This is a genomic window from Thermohahella caldifontis, from assembly GCF_041153465.1.
Lineage (GTDB): Bacteria > Pseudomonadota > Gammaproteobacteria > Pseudomonadales > Oleiphilaceae > Thermohahella > Thermohahella caldifontis.
In genome coordinates this window covers 343,878-360,444 of the sequence record NZ_CP154858.1, presented here as the reverse complement: position 1 = coordinate 360,444, position 16,567 = coordinate 343,878, and the positions used below count along the sequence as shown (strand labels likewise).

General features: G+C 59.7%; 16 protein-coding genes. 9 read left to right on the top strand and 7 right to left on the bottom strand.

The features are described 5' to 3' along the window. Nucleotides 1-12: 12 nt before the first annotated feature. Genes AAIA72_RS01725 through AAIA72_RS01715 form a run of 3 tightly spaced genes read right to left on the bottom strand, consistent with a single transcriptional unit; the run spans nucleotide 13 to nucleotide 3,433 of the window. On the bottom strand, nucleotides 13-1,347 hold the full coding sequence (locus tag AAIA72_RS01725) for a sodium ion-translocating decarboxylase subunit beta (protein WP_369601733.1): 1,335 nt from the start codon (nucleotides 1,345-1,347) through the stop codon (nucleotides 13-15). Between the two features lie 9 nt (nucleotides 1,348-1,356). After that, a complete protein-coding gene (gene oadA, locus AAIA72_RS01720) occupies nucleotides 1,357-3,162 on the bottom strand; it encodes a sodium-extruding oxaloacetate decarboxylase subunit alpha (protein WP_369601732.1) in 1,806 nt (601 codons plus the stop codon). A gap of 31 nt (nucleotides 3,163-3,193) precedes the next feature. Beyond that, on the bottom strand, nucleotides 3,194-3,433 hold the full coding sequence (locus AAIA72_RS01715; protein ID WP_369601731.1) for an OadG family protein: 240 nt from the start codon (nucleotides 3,431-3,433) through the stop codon (nucleotides 3,194-3,196). 291 nt (nucleotides 3,434-3,724) lie between these two features. Here AAIA72_RS01715 and AAIA72_RS01710 point away from each other — a divergent pair, with 291 nt between their 5' ends. The 5 genes from AAIA72_RS01710 to AAIA72_RS01690 all read left to right on the top strand — a co-directional run bounded on the left by AAIA72_RS01710 (nucleotide 3,725) and on the right by AAIA72_RS01690 (nucleotide 7,904). After that, nucleotides 3,725-4,156: a hypothetical protein gene (locus AAIA72_RS01710; RefSeq protein ID WP_369601730.1), complete on the top strand. Its 432-nt coding sequence runs from the start codon at nucleotides 3,725-3,727 to the stop codon at nucleotides 4,154-4,156. 178 nt (nucleotides 4,157-4,334) lie between these two features. After that, a complete protein-coding gene (gene gatC / locus AAIA72_RS01705; protein ID WP_369601729.1) occupies nucleotides 4,335-4,622 on the top strand; it encodes an Asp-tRNA(Asn)/Glu-tRNA(Gln) amidotransferase subunit GatC in 288 nt (95 codons plus the stop codon). Nucleotides 4,623-4,630: 8 nt separating this feature from the next. Continuing rightward, nucleotides 4,631-6,094, top strand: a complete 1,464-nt coding sequence (gatA, locus tag AAIA72_RS01700) for an Asp-tRNA(Asn)/Glu-tRNA(Gln) amidotransferase subunit GatA (protein ID WP_369601728.1) — start codon at nucleotides 4,631-4,633, stop codon at nucleotides 6,092-6,094. Nucleotides 6,095-6,096: 2 nt separating this feature from the next. Beyond that, nucleotides 6,097-7,542, top strand: a complete 1,446-nt coding sequence (gatB, locus tag AAIA72_RS01695) for an Asp-tRNA(Asn)/Glu-tRNA(Gln) amidotransferase subunit GatB (protein WP_369601727.1) — start codon at nucleotides 6,097-6,099, stop codon at nucleotides 7,540-7,542. 74 nt (nucleotides 7,543-7,616) lie between these two features. Continuing rightward, nucleotides 7,617-7,904 carry a hypothetical protein gene (locus tag AAIA72_RS01690; RefSeq protein WP_369601726.1) on the top strand — a complete coding sequence of 96 codons (288 nt, stop codon included), beginning with the start codon at nucleotides 7,617-7,619 and terminating at the stop codon, nucleotides 7,902-7,904. On the opposite strand, the gene rimO is transcribed toward AAIA72_RS01690, so the two are convergent. Next, nucleotides 7,901-9,220, bottom strand: a complete 1,320-nt coding sequence (rimO, locus tag AAIA72_RS01685; protein WP_369601725.1) for a 30S ribosomal protein S12 methylthiotransferase RimO — start codon at nucleotides 9,218-9,220, stop codon at nucleotides 7,901-7,903. The two genes, AAIA72_RS01690 and rimO, sit on opposite strands and share 4 nt — an antisense overlap. A gap of 46 nt (nucleotides 9,221-9,266) precedes the next feature. Further along, a complete protein-coding gene (locus AAIA72_RS01680; RefSeq protein ID WP_369601724.1) occupies nucleotides 9,267-10,091 on the bottom strand; it encodes a methylated-DNA--[protein]-cysteine S-methyltransferase in 825 nt (274 codons plus the stop codon). 266 nt (nucleotides 10,092-10,357) lie between these two features. On the opposite strand from AAIA72_RS01680, the gene AAIA72_RS01675 reads away from it, so the two are divergent. The 4 genes from AAIA72_RS01675 (at nucleotide 10,358) to AAIA72_RS01660 (ending at nucleotide 14,521) form a co-directional block, all read left to right on the top strand. Next, a complete protein-coding gene (locus AAIA72_RS01675) occupies nucleotides 10,358-10,771 on the top strand; it encodes a PilZ domain-containing protein (RefSeq protein ID WP_369601723.1) in 414 nt (137 codons plus the stop codon). Between the two features lie 140 nt (nucleotides 10,772-10,911). Further along, nucleotides 10,912-11,820, top strand: coding sequence for a sulfate adenylyltransferase subunit CysD (cysD, locus tag AAIA72_RS01670; RefSeq protein ID WP_369601722.1), 909 nt, complete (start codon nucleotides 10,912-10,914; stop codon nucleotides 11,818-11,820). Between the two features lie 33 nt (nucleotides 11,821-11,853). After that, on the top strand, nucleotides 11,854-13,491 hold the full coding sequence (gene cysN, locus AAIA72_RS01665; protein WP_369601721.1) for a sulfate adenylyltransferase subunit CysN: 1,638 nt from the start codon (nucleotides 11,854-11,856) through the stop codon (nucleotides 13,489-13,491). Nucleotides 13,492-13,495: 4 nt separating this feature from the next. Continuing rightward, nucleotides 13,496-14,521, top strand: a complete 1,026-nt coding sequence (locus tag AAIA72_RS01660; RefSeq protein WP_369601720.1) for a nucleoid-associated protein — start codon at nucleotides 13,496-13,498, stop codon at nucleotides 14,519-14,521. 18 nt (nucleotides 14,522-14,539) lie between these two features. Here AAIA72_RS01660 and AAIA72_RS01655 read toward each other — a convergent pair whose 3' ends face one another. Together AAIA72_RS01655 and AAIA72_RS01650 are read right to left on the bottom strand one after the other, a co-directional pair. Then, a complete protein-coding gene (locus AAIA72_RS01655) occupies nucleotides 14,540-16,396 on the bottom strand; it encodes a polysaccharide lyase family 7 protein (protein WP_369601719.1) in 1,857 nt (618 codons plus the stop codon). Continuing rightward, complete coding sequence (locus tag AAIA72_RS01650; protein ID WP_369601718.1) at nucleotides 16,393-16,563, bottom strand: hypothetical protein; 171 nt, start codon at nucleotides 16,561-16,563, stop codon at nucleotides 16,393-16,395. Before AAIA72_RS01650 ends, AAIA72_RS01655 begins: the two co-directional genes overlap by 4 nt. Between the last annotated feature and the right edge of the window lie 4 nt (nucleotides 16,564-16,567).

Genomic DNA, 16,567 nt, shown 5'->3' with positions numbered 1-16,567 from the left:
TCCACCTCCTGCTCAGGACAAAAAGGATATCATGACCCCGGCAGCAATGGCAGATCCGATCACCCCGGCCACATTGGGCCCCATCGCATGCATCAGCAGGAAGTTCTGGGGATTGGCTTCCAGCCCGACCTTGTTGGACACCCGGGCCGCCATCGGCACAGCGGAAACACCGGCCGAACCAATCAGCGGATTGACCTTGTGCTTGCTGACCAGGTTCATCAGTTTCGCCATCAGCACACCGGCAGCGGTGCCCATTCCGAATGCGATCATGCCCAGCACGAGAATGCCCAGCGTGGTCAGATCCAGAAAGGTGTCCGAGGACAACTTGCTGCCAACGCTCAATCCCAGAAAGATTGTCGTGATGTTGATCAGTGCATTCTGAGCCGTATCGGACAGACGATCCACGACACCGCATTCACGCATCAGGTTGCCGAAGCAGAACATGCCCAGCAGCGGCGCCGCATCGGGAAGAAACAGCGCCACCAAAAGCAGCACCGCAATCGGAAAGACGATCTTTTCCTTGCGCGAGACCACCCGCAGCTGTTCCATGCGGATCTGGCGTTCGGCCTTGGTGGTCAGGGCCCGCATGATCGGCGGCTGAATCATCGGCACCAATGCCATGTAGGAATAGGCAGACACGGCAATGGCCCCGAGCAGATGCGGCGCGAGGATATTGGCGGTATAGATGGAAGTCGGACCATCTGCACCACCGATGATGCCGATCGCTGCCGCCTCCTGAATCGTGAAATCCAGGATACCGAGTGCATCCAGCGCCGCGGCCCCCAGCACGGTACCGAAAATGCCGAACTGAGCGGCTGCCCCCAGCAGCAGCGTCCGGGGATTGGCCAGCAACGGTCCGAAATCGGTCATGGCCCCCACGCCCATGAAGATGATCAGCGGTGCCGCCTCGGTCGCTATGGCCACCTGGGCGAAGTCGTGGAGCATGCCGCCCGAATACCCCGCGTCCCGGGCGATCAGCGTGGCCGCATCCAGGGTGCTGTAACTTGCCCCTCTGTAGGCCTGATACAGCGCATCGCGCGCTGCTTCGGCAGCGCCGGCTAACATGTCCGGCGTCAGCGCCACGTGCAGCGCATCCGCCAGTGCCCGCAACACCTCCGGAGAGGCGTGACGGATGGCATTTTCCACCGCCGAGGCGGCCAGCCCGGCACCGGGTATGTTGGCCAGAATGCCACCAAAGGCGATGGGCACCAGCAACAGGGGTTCAAACCCCTTGCCAATGGCAAGATAGAGCAGCAACAGACAGATTGCGATCATGATCAGCTGCCCCGGCACCAGTTGGGCCAGGCCCGACTGGGTAAACAGGTCCAACGCCTGACTGAACTCCATGTCCGCTCCTCAGCCCAGTGTGATCAGGGGATCGCCGACCGCAACGCTGTCACCCGCACTCACGCTGGTGCTGACAACACGGCCTGCACAATGCGCACGGACTTCCGTTTCCATCTTCATGGCTTCCAGAATGACCAGCACATCTCCCTCCTGAACCGTGTCTCCCGCGGAAACACAGACCTTCATGATATTGCCTGCCAGCGGCGCGCGGATCACCTCACCTGTGGCGCTGGCAGGCACCGAAACCTTGGGCGCAGACGGGCCGTCGCCAACCGGTGTGGCCGAGGCGATGTCACCGCCTTCGGACACTTCGACCACATAGCTCTGCCCGTTCACACGAATGGTATACACCTCGGCACCGCCGGCCCGGGCCGTTGCCCCGCCGGAAGACGTCACCGCTGTCTCGGGTTCCGGCTCGCTGCCGGGCACGGGCTCGAATGCATCCGGGTTGCCCCGGTTTTCGAGAAAACGCAGTCCAACCTGGGGAAACAAGGCATAAGTCAGCACATCGTCCACTTCCGCATCGGCCAGCCGGATACCCTTCTCCTTTGCCAGCGTCCGCAGTTCGGTCGTCAGCCGGTCCATCTCATCTTCCAGCAGATCGGCGGGCCGACAGGTGATGGGTTCCCCCCCTTCCAGCACACGCGCCTGAAGCCCGGCATTGAACGGTGCGGGGGCCTTCCCGTATTCACCCTTGAGAATGGCTGCGGTTTCCTTGGCAATCACCTTGTAGCGTTCGCCGGAAAGCACGTTGAGCACCGCCTGGGTACCCACGATCTGGGAGGTGGGTGTCACCAGCGGAATGAAACCCAGGTCTTCCCGCACCCGCGGAATTTCCTTCAGCACCTCGTCCAGCTTGTCGGTCGCGCCCTGCTCCCGCAGTTGATTTTCCATGTTGGTGAGCATGCCGCCCGGAACCTGCGCGACCAGAATGCGGGAATCCACGCCACGCAGTGCACCTTCGAATTTCGCATATTTTTTCCGGACTTCACGGAAATACGCTGCAATTTCTTCCAGTGCCCGGATGTCCAGGCCCGTATCCCGGTCCGTTCCCTCCAGCATGGCCACAATACTTTCCGTCGCCGGGTGGCCATAGGTCATGCTCATGGAAGAAATGGCAGTGTCCACATTGTCAATGCCCGCCTCGATGGCCTTGAACAGGGTTGTCGTTGCCAGTCCGGTCGTGGCGTGGCAATGCAGGTGCACCCGCAGATCGGTCTCGGCCTTCAGGCGAGATACCAGTTCATAAGCCTCATAGGGCTTGAGCAGGCCGGCCATGTCCTTGATGGCAATGGAGTGGGCGCCCAGATCTTCAATCTCCTTGGCCAGATTCACCCAGGTCTCCACCGTATGCACCGGGCTGGCCGTATAACTCAGCGTCCCCTGGGCATGCTTGCCCGCATCAATGACGGCCTGAATGGCGGTTTTCATGTTGCGCACGTCATTCATCGCATCAAAGACGCGGAAGACGTCAACCCCGTTGGCTGCGGCCCGTTCCACGAAACGACGTACCACATCATCCGCATAGTGCCGGTAGCCCAGCAGATTCTGGCCGCGCAGCAGCATCTGCTGCGGTGTCTTGGGCATGGCCTTCTTGATCTCGCGGATGCGGACCCAGGGATCCTCGCCCAGATAACGGATACAGGCATCAAAGGTGGCCCCGCCCCAGGACTCGACCGACCAGTATCCGATCTGATCCAGCTTTTCCGCCACCGGCAGCATGTCATCGAGCCGCATGCGCGTCGCAAGCAGAGATTGGTGTGCGTCGCGCAAAACGACATCCGTGATACCCAGTTTGCGTGTTGTCTCTGTCATGATGAACCCTTTGTAAAGGTAGATTGCGCACTCACTTGGGATGACGTGAGCGATAGGCCTTGACTGCTGCGGCGATCACCACAGGCAGGTTGGGATCCTCTGCGGGCTTCGGCACGGCGGCTTTGGCCGGCACGGGATCCGGATCGGGAAAGAACCGGTTCACAATGCGCGACATGGCATGTGTCACGCCGACAAGCATCGTCAGAAAGATAAAGACGAAGCCCATGCCCGCGACCATCAACACCAGTGCCGGTTCGAATATGGTATCCATTTCTGTGTCCTGTCTTCAGTTCGGGTAACCGCGGCCCGGGGATATCCCTGTCCTGAACCGGGCAAAATCTGACGGATTTTACCTGTCGGATATCACGTACGCAAATGCCCGGATCCGTTTTTGCCGGCTTCAGGAAAAAGCGCTCTGCTCATCCGTTTTCACGGGAGGACATGCCGGAATTCTCCTACCCCCTCCTACGCCCCCGCCAGAATGGTCCGAGTGGATGCGCACACGCCGCACAGAGCGTAAGGTTGACGCTGACCATACAATAACCAGACATGGAGACCCCCGATGAAAGCGCGTCTGACTATTCTTTCTCTCATCACCGCCACGCTGCTGCTGACCGGCTGCGCCACGACCGGCAGCGGCAAGCGTGACCTCAGTGAAATCATGTATCTGCGCGGCCAGTTCGCCTGGTGGGATGCACTGCCCGAATACAAGGTTCAGAAGGCCGGCGATGATGTCTACGTGGCCCGTGCCGAACTCAAGGCAGACGGCCAGCCATACGAATTCAAGTTCGGTGATGCCGGCTGGACTTCGGGCACCAACTGCGGCTATCTGACCGAAGAGGACAAGGTGGTGGAGATCGGCAAGAAGGTCAAGGCCAACTGCGCCTCCGTATTTGAAAACTTCCGTTTTACCCCCGCCGAAGACGGTGTTTACGAGTTCTACCTGGATGTCTCCGGCGAAACTCCGCTGGTGTACATCAAAAAGGCAAGCTGACCTTGCGGCATCCACCGCCTTTCGTCTGACGGGCCGCCTTCGGGCGGCTTTTTTGTGGCAGGACTGGAAAGCCACTCCCCGCCTCCGTACAATGACCGGCCACGGCTGTTTCGTCGCCGCTATCCGCATATCTGACAAGAACAGGTTTCAGACCACACCACGGTCAAAGGAGCACAGCGTGGCCATTGACAAAACCGATCTGGACAAGATCGCCTATCTTGCCCGCCTCAGCATTGATCCTGCCCAGGCCGACCGGGTCCTGCAGGACATGGATCGCATCCTGGACTTCGTTGACCAGATGCAACAGGTGGACACCACCGGCATCGAGCCGCTTGCCCACCCCATCGAAGCCCGGCAACGCCTGAGAGAAGACCGGGTCACCGAATCCAATCAGCGGGAAGCGCTGCTGAAAAATGCACCGGCCACCGAAAACGGCCTCTTCCTTGTCCCCAAAGTCATCGAGTGAGGTGGAAGATGGACGTACGCAACCTGACACTGAAACAGATTATTGAGGGTCTGAATGCCGGCACCTTCACATCGGAAGCTCTGGCACAGGCCTATCTTGCGGCCATCCGGGAACAGGATGGCCCGCTCAACAGCTACGTGACCGTGGACGAAGACTGGACACTGGCCCGGGCACGCGAAGCGGACGAGCGTCGTGCGCGCGGCGAAATGCTGCCCCTGGCCGGCGCACCGATTGCCTACAAGGACATCTTCTGTACCCGAGGCCTGAAAACAACGGCCTGTTCCCGCATGCTCGGAAACTTCGTGCCCCCCTACGAATCCACGGTGACCCAGCGTCTCGCGGATGCCGGTGCGGTGTGCCTGGGCAAGACCAACATGGATGAATTCGCCATGGGATCCTCCAACGAATCCAGCGCCTTTGGCCCAGCCCGCAATCCCTGGGATACGGAACGCGTTCCCGGCGGCAGCTCCGGCGGTTCCGCTGCAGCAGTCGCTGCCGGACTGGCCCCTGCGGCACTGGGCACGGATACGGGCGGCTCCATCCGGCAGCCTGCCGCATTCTGTGGCATTACCGGTCTCAAGCCCACCTATGGCCGGGTTTCGCGCCGCGGCATCATTGCCTTTGCCTCCAGCCTGGATCAGGCCGGTCCCATGGCTCGCACGGCAGAGGACAACGCCCTGCTGCTCAATCACATGTGTGGCCTGGATGAATGGGACTCCACAAGTTCCGCCGAGCCGGTTCCCGATTTTACCGCCGAACTGAACAACACTCTGGAAGGCCGCGTGATCGGCATTCCCAAAGAATACTTTGCTGACGGACCGGATCCGCGCATTGCCGCCGCACTGGAAGAGGCCCGCAAGGTCTTTGAAGGCCTGGGCGCCCGGTTCGAAGAAGTCAGCCTGCCGCATACTCATCTGGCCGTGCCGGCCTACTACGTGATCGCGCCGGCCGAGGCATCAGCCAACCTGGCACGCTATGACGGCGTCCGATTCGGCCACCGCTGTGAAAACCCGGCCAACCTGGACGACCTCTATACCCGAAGCCGGGCCGAAGGGTTTGGTGATGAAGTCAAGCGGCGAATCCTGGTCGGCACCTATGCCCTCAGCGCTGGCTACTACGATGCCTATTACCGCAAGGCTCAGCAGATCCGTCGTCTGATCCGGGATGACTTCCTCAAGGCATTTGAAAGCGTTGACGCCCTCTTCTGCCCCACCACGCCGGACGTTGCCTTCCGGCTGGGCGAAAAGACGGACGATCCGGTCAAGATGTATCAGGAAGACCTGTTCACCATCCCGGTCAGCCTGGCGGGTCTGCCGGCGCTGTCCATGCCATGTGGTTTTGCCGACGGCCTGCCGGTAGGCGTCCAGCTGATTGCACCTCACTTCGAGGAGTCACGCCTGCTCAATCTGGCCCACCGGTTTCAGCAGGAAACCGATTGGCACACCCGTCAACCCGAAACGAGAGGAGCCTGATCATGCAGTGGGAAGCCGTTATCGGGCTGGAAGTTCACGTTCAGCTGGCCACCGAGAGCAAAATCTTCTCCGGAGCGCCCACCGCGTTCGGCGCCGAACCCAATACCCAGGCCTGCGCCATCGACCTGGGCATGCCGGGGATGCTGCCGGTATTCAACGGCAAGGCGCTGGAAATGGCCGTCAGATTCGGTCTGGCCATTGATGCCACCATCAACAGGGTCTCCGTGTTCGACCGCAAGAACTACTTCTACCCGGATCTGCCCAAGGGCTACCAGATCAGCCAGCTGGATCACCCCATCGTGGAGCATGGCCATATCGACATTACCCTTGAGAATGCCGAAACCAAGCGCATCGGCGTCACCCGTGCCCACCTTGAGGAAGATGCGGGCAAGTCGCTTCACGAGGACTTCCACGGCATGACCGGCATTGACCTCAACCGGGCCGGCACACCGCTTCTGGAAATTGTCTCCGAACCGGATCTGCGCAGCGCCAGGGAAGCGGTGGCCTACCTGCGCAAGCTGCATGCCATCGTGACCTACCTCGGCATCTCCGACGGCGACATGTCCCAGGGCTCCATGCGTTGCGACTGCAACGTGTCTGTCCGCCCCAAGGGCCAGACAGAACTGGGTACACGCACCGAAATCAAGAACGTCAACTCCTTCCGCTTCGTGGAAAAGGCGATCAACTACGAGATTGAACGTCAGATCGAAATATTGGAGGACGGCGGCAAGATCGTTCAGGAAACCCGCCTCTACGACTCGGAACGTGACGAGACCCGTTCCATGCGCAGCAAGGAATTCGCGAACGATTACCGTTACTTCCCGGACCCTGATCTGCTGCCGGTGGAAATTGATGACGACTACATCGAGGCCATTCGCGTCACCCTGCCCGAGCTGCCGGAAGCCAAACAGTCACGCTTCCAGGAACAGTACGGACTGAGCGCCACCGACGCCAGCATCCTCGCCAGCAGCCGGGCACAGGCCGACTACTTCGAAAAGGCAGCCGAGGTGGCAGGAGACCCCAGACTGGCTGCAAACTGGGTCATGGGCGAAGTGGCGAAATTCCTCAATCAGAACGACCTCGAGATCGGGCGCTGTCCGGTATCGGCCGAGGCGCTGGGTCAACTGCTGGCACGCATCCGCGATAACACCATCTCGGGCAAGATTGCCCAGGATGTCTTTGAAGCCATGTGGGCCGGAGAAGGCAGTGCCGACGAGATCATCGAAAAGCGCGGCCTCAGGCAGGTCACCGACACCGGTGCCATCGAAAAGATTGTGGACGAGGTCATTGCGGCCAATGCTGCCCAGGTGGAACAGTATCGGGCCGCAGACGATACCAAGCGTGGCAAGCTGATCGGATTCTTTGTCGGTCAGGTCATGAAGGCCTCCCGCGGCAAGGCCAATCCCCAGCTCGTCAACCAGGTGTTGCGGGACAAACTGGAGGGCTGACGCCAACCCGGGCCGTACCCGTTTCCGGATCGGCCCGGTGCCCAGTGCACAAGATCCTTTTCAGACACTTTGCCATGTCACCAGAAGCCCTCGTTGTGACCCTGAACCTGACCGTCCTCCTGATCGGTTATCTGTTCGTTTTTCCCCGCATGGCCGGCCAGGATCTGCACAGGCTGCTGTATTCGGACATGCTGGCTTCCCTGTGCTCTGTGCTGGTGTCGGGTAGCCTGTTCCGGGGCCATGACATCACCTTCAGTTTCCTGGGCCTTCACCTCGGATGGCTGGGCTTCACGCTGCTCACCTATGTCTGCCTTGAGATGCCCCTTTCCCTCTGGTACCTGAAAAAGCACCGGATGCTTTAAACCACCTCGGCAAACAGGTCGTAATCGCCGGAATCAACGATCCTGACGGTAATCAGATCACCCGGGCGGGCATCGAAGAAACCTTCCACGTAAACATTGCCGTCAATTTCCGGTGCATCCGCAGGACTGCGTGCAACCAGCCCATCCTCATCGGCACCATCCACCAGCACGCTCATCTCCCTGCCGATCTTGTCAGCAAGTTTCTCCGCACTGATGCGCTGCTGAACTTCCATGAAACGGGCCAGCCGCTCCTGCTTGACCTCCTCGGGCACCTGATCCGGCAATGCATTGGCGGCCGCGCCCTCCACATCCGAGTAGGCAAAGCAGCCCACCCGATCCAGCCGGGCCTCCTCCAGAAAATCGAGCAGCATCTGAAAATCCGCTTCGGTTTCGCCCGGGAATCCGACAATGAAGGTCGAACGCAACGTGATATCCGGGCACACCTCGCGCCAGGCACGGATGCGGGCCAGCGTGTTTTCCGTATGGGCCGGACGTTTCATGCGTTTCAGGACTTCTGGGCTGGCATGCTGGAAGGGGATGTCCAGATAGGGCAGGATCAGGCCTTCAGCCATGAGCGGAATCACATCATCCACGTGCGGATAGGGATACACGTAATGCAGCCGCACCCAGGCTCCCAGCTTGCCGAGTTCACGGCACAGATCCAGCATCCGGGTCTTCACCGGCCTGCCCTGCCAGAATCCCGTGCGGTACCTCAGGTCCACACCGTAGGCGCTGGTATCCTGAGAGATGACCAGCAGTTCCTTCACGCCGCTCTGCACCAGACGCTCCGCCTCGTCCAGCACTTCACCCACGGGACGGCTCACCAGGTCCCCGCGCATGGACGGGATAATGCAGAATGTGCAGCGGTGATTGCAGCCTTCCGAGATTTTCAGGTAGGCATAATGCCTCGGTGTGAGGCGGACACCCTGGGGCGGCACCAGGTCCATGAACGGATCATGCGCGGGCGGCACATGGGCATGCACCTGCTCCATCACCGCCTCGTAGGCATGCGGACCGGTCACGGCCAGCACACCCGGGTGGATTTCACGAATGGTATCTTCCTTGACGCCCAGGCAGCCCGTCACCAGCACCTTGCCGTTTTCGGCCAGCGCCTCCCCGATGGCCTCCAGTGACTCCTCAACCGCCGCATCAATAAAGCCACAGGTATTGACGATGACCAGCTCCGCATCCTCATAGCTGCCGGTGAGTTCGTAACCTTCAGCACGCAGCTGGGTCAGTATCCGCTCCGAATCCACGGAATTCTTCGGACATCCCAGACTGACCATTCCGATACGCGGACTGCGCGATCCACTCATGGCGACCCTACCCTGTTTAACATGACAAGCCGGGCATTATACCGTTTCAGCACCGATCCACGCCATCCGTATCCACCCCGTACCTTTCGGCCTCCCAGATATGCAGTGCCACCTTTCGTGACGTTCCCCAGCGGTACTGCCCCACCACACCGGTAGCGCGGATGACCCGGTGGCAGGGAATCAGCACCCCCAGCGGATTGCGCGCCAGTACAGATCCCACTGCCCGGCTGGCACCAGGCACACCGGCCAGCGCCGCCAGTTGCTGATAGGTGAACCAGTGGCCCGGCGGCACGCTCAGGAGCGCTTCCCAGACCTTGACCTGGAACGGAGAACCTCGCAGCAGCACCCGTACCTCCCCGGCCGCTCCCGAAAAAATGGTCTCAACCCGGCGGACTGCCGCATCCGTCGCCTCCACTATTCGTGCTTCGGGCCAGTCCTCTGCCAGCGCCTGACGCTCGGCATCGGCACCCTCCGGCACAAAGGCCAGTCGGCAAATCCCCCGCTCCGTCCAGGCCACAAACACCTCCCCGAACAGAGACGGCGCCACCCCGTGATACAAGGTCACGCCCCGCCCGCCACTGCGTATTTCGCCCGGTGTCAGCGCCTCACAGGTCACCATCAGATCATGCAGCCGCCCCGGACCGGAAAGACCACTTTCCAGCGCGGCTTCAAGCACGGTCGCTGAGCGCCTCAGGCAATTCAGGGCATGCGTGCGGGTGACATACTGAAGAAACTTCTTTGGCGATATACCCGCCCAGGCCGTGAACACTTTCTGCAGATGCCAGGGACTCACGTTGAGTGCCCTTGCCAGATCATCCAGTTCCGGCTGCTCCCGCTGATGTGCCATCAACCAGCCAATTGCATGCTCCACCAACTCATAATGCCGACCGGCTTCCAACTGATCACCTCCCCTGCACGGCAGTATCCGTTTCCGGACAGATCACTCATCCTGCGACAGACCCTGACTGAGCGCCACCCGATTCTTGTGCATTGTCACCGAAGGCTCGCCCGGTAACAAAATCACTACAAAAGCTTGCCGGAATGCGTAAAAAATGATGACAAGTTCCGGTTTTTTTCCGTGCTTTCGCCTTATTCTGGATGTAAAATAAACAAAGTACACGCCAAGACATTGATACCATGGCCACAGCAGAAATCCCGATAACGGAACGGAACCTGAGGCACCACCTCAGGGTAGAAGCCACAGCCCCCGTCACCCTCAGCACCTCCGGGGGTGACACGCGGACGTGCGAGCTGGTCAATCTGTCCCGGCAGGGACTCATGATCGCCTGTGACCGGGAAACACTGGAAATTCTCATTCCCCGCCGTCAGCGCGAGGCCCTGTTCGCCCCGCTTGATCCCGTCTGTGTATCCACAACCTTCCCGATCAACCTGAGCACAGAGGGTGCCGTGCCACTGCACGCAGAATGTCATATCGTCCATACCCGCAGGCTCGCACGGGACCGTTTTCACGTGGGACTCCATTTTGAATCCCTGTCGGTCGTCGACCGGATGAGACTGGAACAATTCATTGCCGAGCACAAACCCGGTTAACACGGCGCCTTTCCGCCCCGCGACGCACAAAGTTCATATTTGAATAGCAAAATGATCTAAAAAGATCACTTCTTATAATTCCGCCTGATTTGGTATAGTGTCACCAGCCTGTACCATTGCCCAAGGAGCGCGGATACCGCATGTCCCAGTATAACCTGACTCATCTCAAACAGCTGGAAGCCGAAAGCATCCACATCATCCGTGAAGTGGCCGCCGAGTTCGAACGGCCGGTGATGCTCTACTCCATCGGCAAGGACTCCTCGGTCATGCTGCATCTGGCGCGCAAGGCCTTCTACCCGGCCAAGCCGCCGTTTCCCCTGCTGCATGTGGATACCACCTGGAAATTCCGCGAGATGATTCAGTTCAGGGACGAAACCGCCCGCAAGTATGGCCTGGATCTCATCATTCACATCAATGAGGAAGGCCTGCGCCAGGGCGTCAACCCGTTCACGCACGGCAGCGCCAAGCATACGGATATCATGAAGACCGAAGCACTCAAGCAGGCACTGAACAAGTACCGCTTTGATGCCGCCTTCGGCGGTGCACGGCGGGATGAAGAGAAGAGCCGGGCCAAGGAGCGCGTCTACTCCTTCCGCGACGAGCACCATCGCTGGGACCCCAAGAACCAGCGTCCGGAGCTGTGGAACCTGTACAACGGCAAGATCCGCAAGGGCGAGAGCATCCGCGTGTTCCCGCTGAGCAATTGGACCGAACTGGACATCTGGCAGTACATCTATCTGGAAAACATCGACATCGTGCCCCTGTATTTTGCCAAGGAGCGCCCCGTGGTCGAGCGGGACGGCCAGCTCATCATGGTGGACGATGACCGCATGCCCCTTCGCGAAGGCGAAACACCGATGATGAAAAGCGTCCGCTTCCGCACCCTCGGCTGCTATCCGCTGACGGCGGCCATCGAGTCCACGGCCACCACCCTGCCCGAGATCATTCAGGAGATGCTCCTGACCACCAGCTCGGAAAGACAGGGCCGGCTGATCGATCACGACCAGGCCGCTTCCATGGAACAGAAGAAACGCGAAGGCTACTTCTGACCTCACCACTGAATCCGGATAACGAGTACGATTATGTCGCACGACGCAACCCTGGCACGCACAGATATTCAAGAATACCTCAAGCAGCATGAAAACAAGGAGATGCTGCGGCTGCTTACCTGCGGCAGTGTGGACGATGGCAAGAGCACGCTCATTGGACGCCTCCTGCACGATTCCAAGATGATCTACGAAGACCAGCTGGAAGCCATCCGCAAGGACAGCGCCAGCCGCGGCGCCGCAGGCGGCAAGATCGATTTTTCACTGCTGGTGGATGGCCTGGCGGCCGAGCGCGAACAGGGCATCACCATTGACGTGGCCTACCGCTATTTCTCCACCAGCGAGCGCAAGTTCATCATTGCCGACACGCCGGGGCACGAGCAGTACACCCGCAACATGGCCACCGGAGCCTCCACGGCCCAGCTGGCCATCATCCTGGTGGATGCACGACATGGTGTTCTGCGCCAGACCAAGCGCCACACGTTCATTGCCAGCCTGCTGGGTATCCGCCACATCGTGGTGGCCATCAACAAGATGGATCTGGTGGACTACAGCGAAGCACGTTACAACGAAATCCGTGACGACTACCTGGCGTTTGCCCGCAGCCTGAATGTCAAGGATCTTCGCTTTGTGCCCATCTCCGCTCTGGAAGGGGACAACGTGGTCACCCTGTCCGAAAACATGCCCTGGTATGCCGGGCAGCCGCTGATGACCATCCTCAATACGGTGGAAATCAGCAGTGACCGCAACTTCAGCGACTTCCGCCTGCCGGTCCAGTACGTCAACCGCCCCAACCTGGATTTCCGCGGCTATTGCGGCACAATCGCGTCCGGCGTGATCCGCAAGGGCGATCGCGTCATGGTACTGCCGTCACGCCAGCAGAGCACCGTCAAGTCCATCGTGACCTTTGACGGCGAACTGGAAGAGGCCTTTGCCGATCAGGCCATCACCCTGACGCTGACGGATGAAATCGATATCAGCCGGGGCGAAATGCTCGTCAAGCCCGACAACGTGCCCCTGGTATCCAACCGGATCCGGGCGCATGTCGTGTGGATGACCGACACACCGCTGACGGAAGGTCGCCAGTACTACATCAAGCATACGACAACCCTGTCGTCCGCCACCGTAACGCGCCTGGACGAGCGCATCGACATCAACACGCTCGAACGGGAAAAGACCGACCGGCTCGACATGAACGATATCGGCATCGTGGAACTGACGGTCAACCAGCCGCTGGCGTTCGATCCCTATAACCGCAACCGGACAACCGGCGCCTTCATCCTCATCGACCGCCTGACCAACGTCACCATTGGTGCGGGCATGATCATCGAAGCGGCGCCCGAGCTGTCCACGACAGCCTCCGAACCGGTCAGTACAGCGGAGCGGCGTGCACGTCACGGTCATGACAGTGCCGTAGTGCGTGTTTCCGGTACCTGGGCCGAGACCGCGGGTCAGACGCTTGAACGCTTCCTGTTCGAGCGCGGCGTGGAAGCGCTCTATGCACCGGAAGTCTCTGCGGAAGCACTCAACCTGCTTCTGGCAGCCGGACTGGTCGTCATCACCCAAAGCCAGGTGGAAAACCCGATTGCCGATGTGACGGCCGAAAGCGAAGACAGCGTCATGAAAGCTGTGGAAACCGCGACTGGCATTCTGCGCCATCAGCAGATACTCTGAGTCCATGGCGATTACTGATGCAACCCTGCAAGTCCTCCGCAAACCCGGCGAGGAATCCGAATGTTCACTGGACGGCAAACCGGATCACAGTATCCGGGGCGCCGACAGTGAGGCCCTGTTTCACACACTGAGGCGACTGTTCAACGCCAAGCCCGGCAAGGCCATCGGTCGCCTGACAGGTGATCAGGGGGCGACCTTTCCTGCTTTGCTGAAGGACTGGCAGGAAGGCAAGCTCAGCCTGCCCACCCTGACCCTGAAGGTTGCCGGTGACTTTGCCGAAGCCCTGACACCCATACAGGCCGAAACCACCAGCTATGTGCTCTGGTATGTTCAGGAGCTGGGCAACGAGGTCAGCCTCTATCTGTTTCTGGTGGAAAGCAGCGTCACCTTTCAGGTTCAGGATGACCTGTCCCTGGCCCCTGCCGAGCACCTGGATCCTGCCGAGATAACGCTGGGATGTCGCTTCGATCTGGACAGGCTGACGAAGTCTGCGCCGGATGCGGTCTCGGTATATGCCCATCGGGGCAGAAAGAAGATCGCCGATGCCTGTCTGAGCATACTGGGCTTCACAACAGGCGTGGATACGGCTCGCGACACCAGCACGCTGCTGGAATCCCTGACGCGGTACACTGCGCCCCTGGAGAGCCACAAGGCCGCCGAAGCGCACAAGAAGGCAGTGACGTACTGTGAAGAACAGGAAAAGGCCGGATTACCCGTCAACCTGGATGAATTGGCCAGTGCCGTGGATGAACAGGCTCCCGAAGCTTTTGTCAGCTGCCTGCGCACACTTGAACCGGGTTTGGGGGATACCCTTTATCCGGACAGCCGAAAGCTCAAGCAACTGGTACGCTTCAGCGGCAGAACCAAGGCACTGAGCCTGTCTTTCTCCTCGGAAGCCATCAATCAGGCCGTGGTCTACAATGCCGAAAGTGACCGGCTGGAAATACTCGACATTCCCAAGACCCTCAAGGTGCAGCTGAGCCGATGGCTCAGGCAGTCCGGGGACAGCGCGGAAGAAGGACCGGCCTGAAAGGCCGGTCCCATGCCATCAGTTATGGCGATGCTCAAGTGAATAGAACGTGGCCTGGACGTAATCTCCGGTATCTCCACCATTATTCTGGTTATAGACACCGGCCTTGAAGTACAGCCAGTCATTGTTGTACGCCGACTCGATAGTGATGGTCTTGCTGTACCGCCGGCCATCGGCGCGGGTAACGGTCACGGTCATGTCACGGCCCACCACACGTACTTCATAGGCCCAGACTTCTCCCAGCGCGATCCCGTCCCTCGGCTCGGACGCATCATCATCCGGGCTGCCAATCAGGGTATAGATCACGTCGGAACCACCCTTCTTCTCATAGGCAAAGTACACAGAACCTTTCTTGTGCTCCGGCAACTTGCGGTAATAGAGCTTGAAGGGCTCGTCCTCCGAGGCGTGAATCTGTCCCACAATCACCCGCCCCACCATCTTGCGCTCACCGGTGGTGGAGACATGATCCACACTGAGCATGGCAGACATTTCACCATCAATTCCGCCCGCATTGCGGATGGCGCTGGAGGATGAGGTGGACAGCACCCAGTTGTTGCCCGTCACGCCTTCAGTCGGAATGGAATCGTTGGTTCCCCTGAGCATCTCCCGCAGCTCTGTACGCGAATACTTGGTCTTGCTGCTGGTCCTGGCACCGCGGTTGGGACAGCGGAAGACCATACCGCCCGTCACGGGGTCCGTATAGAACCAGCCCGACTTGGTACCACCATCCACCAGCCATTCCACCGGTTTCTCGGACGCGTCAGGGAAAGTGATCTTCCACTGGCTCAGATCAAAGTTGCGGCCCGGCGGCAGTGCCGGATTCAGATTGCCCACCGCACCACCGGCGGAACCATTGTCACCGCCAGATGAGGCACCACCGCCCGAAGATCCGAAACTGCCTCCACTGCTACCTGTACCAGAGACCACCACATTATCCAGCGTGTAGGATTCATCCGAAGCGCTGGTCCTGAAGAACGCAAACAGTTCCAGCCGACTGCCCTTCAGCCCCTTTACCGTGACCGTTTCCGGCTTGAGATCGTCGTTGCGTGTGGCAAACCGTTTCAGGCTGCCGCCATCGATCCGGTATCCCAGCGATACATAGTCCGGTGCATCCAGATTGCCTGCTCCGGCAATATCCGCCGATACCATTACGCCCGACATTCCTGATATATCAATGGGCTTGCTCTGCCAGACGACTTCCCCACCGGTATTGCGCGCCTTGAGTACACCGCCGCTCACTTCAAACTGGCCGCTGGATTTCAGGTACCTGTCGTCCACAGTCCACTTGCTGGTACTCTGTGTACCGGAAGCCTGGCTGAAGGTTTCCTTCCAGATCACACTACTACCGGTGCTTCCTCCCGCGCTGCTACCGCCATTGCTTCCGCCGGAGCTACCACTTCCACCGCTGCTGCCACCGCCGGAGGACGATCCACCCAAGGTATGGATCACCACCTCCGTCAGGCTGTTCCAGGTGTTGGCGGAATTGCCGTGCCCGACAATCCGCACATACCGCGCCGAAGTATCCCTCACGTTGAAATTCTGCAATGCTGTCGTGCGCTGACTCATTCCGCTGTACAGCTTTTTCCAGCTTTTCTTGTCCGAAGAAACCTCAATGTCAAAGTACGCTGTACGCTGGTCACCCTTGTAGAAGGCAATGTCCAGGTCATCCACCGTCAGGGTCTTGCCCAGATCGAACAGAATCCACTGGCCATCGCCCTTGGCGGACCAACGCGTGTTCAGATTGCCGTCCAGCACATTTTCGGGAGCGTTCCCGTCATTGCTGCTGGCCGAAACCGATGTCAGGGCCCAGCCAGGTGAACTCAAACCCAGCATCAATGCGCTGAGGGTCATGCAGCTTGTCAATCGTGATCTCATGTTTCCTTGTCCTTATCTTTTTTATGGTTTGTACGGTTTCCGGTCACGCGCACGCCCGGTGGTACTGCTTCTTCAGCCGCCATGCGCGCCACACGGAAACGTGGCCAGCCTATCAGGGCACCGGGAGAAGCGCCGCGGTCACCACCACGCGCCAATTGAGACCACATTCAC

What these genes read in the sequence shown, in the direction of transcription:
- gatB (WP_369601727.1), top strand. Translation starts at nt 6,097, where the DNA reads ATGCAGTGGGAAGCCGTTATCGGGCTGGAAGTTCACGTTCAGCTGGCC.
- AAIA72_RS01675 (WP_369601723.1), top strand. Translation starts at nt 10,358, where the DNA reads ATGGCCACAGCAGAAATCCCGATAACGGAACGGAACCTGAGGCACCAC.
- AAIA72_RS01690 (WP_369601726.1), top strand. Translation starts at nt 7,617, where the DNA reads ATGTCACCAGAAGCCCTCGTTGTGACCCTGAACCTGACCGTCCTCCTG.
- oadA (WP_369601732.1), bottom strand. Translation starts at nt 3,162, where the DNA reads ATGACAGAGACAACACGCAAACTGGGTATCACGGATGTCGTTTTGCGC.
- AAIA72_RS01725 (WP_369601733.1), bottom strand. Translation starts at nt 1,347, where the DNA reads ATGGAGTTCAGTCAGGCGTTGGACCTGTTTACCCAGTCGGGCCTGGCC.
- AAIA72_RS01650 (WP_369601718.1), bottom strand. Translation starts at nt 16,563, where the DNA reads ATGTGGTCTCAATTGGCGCGTGGTGGTGACCGCGGCGCTTCTCCCGGT.
- rimO (WP_369601725.1), bottom strand. Translation starts at nt 9,220, where the DNA reads ATGAGTGGATCGCGCAGTCCGCGTATCGGAATGGTCAGTCTGGGATGT.
- gatA (WP_369601728.1), top strand. Translation starts at nt 4,631, where the DNA reads ATGGACGTACGCAACCTGACACTGAAACAGATTATTGAGGGTCTGAAT.
- AAIA72_RS01660 (WP_369601720.1), top strand. Translation starts at nt 13,496, where the DNA reads ATGGCGATTACTGATGCAACCCTGCAAGTCCTCCGCAAACCCGGCGAG.
- cysN (WP_369601721.1), top strand. Translation starts at nt 11,854, where the DNA reads ATGTCGCACGACGCAACCCTGGCACGCACAGATATTCAAGAATACCTC.
- cysD (WP_369601722.1), top strand. Translation starts at nt 10,912, where the DNA reads ATGTCCCAGTATAACCTGACTCATCTCAAACAGCTGGAAGCCGAAAGC.
- AAIA72_RS01655 (WP_369601719.1), bottom strand. Translation starts at nt 16,396, where the DNA reads ATGAGATCACGATTGACAAGCTGCATGACCCTCAGCGCATTGATGCTG.
- AAIA72_RS01715 (WP_369601731.1), bottom strand. Translation starts at nt 3,433, where the DNA reads ATGGATACCATATTCGAACCGGCACTGGTGTTGATGGTCGCGGGCATG.
- AAIA72_RS01710 (WP_369601730.1), top strand. Translation starts at nt 3,725, where the DNA reads ATGAAAGCGCGTCTGACTATTCTTTCTCTCATCACCGCCACGCTGCTG.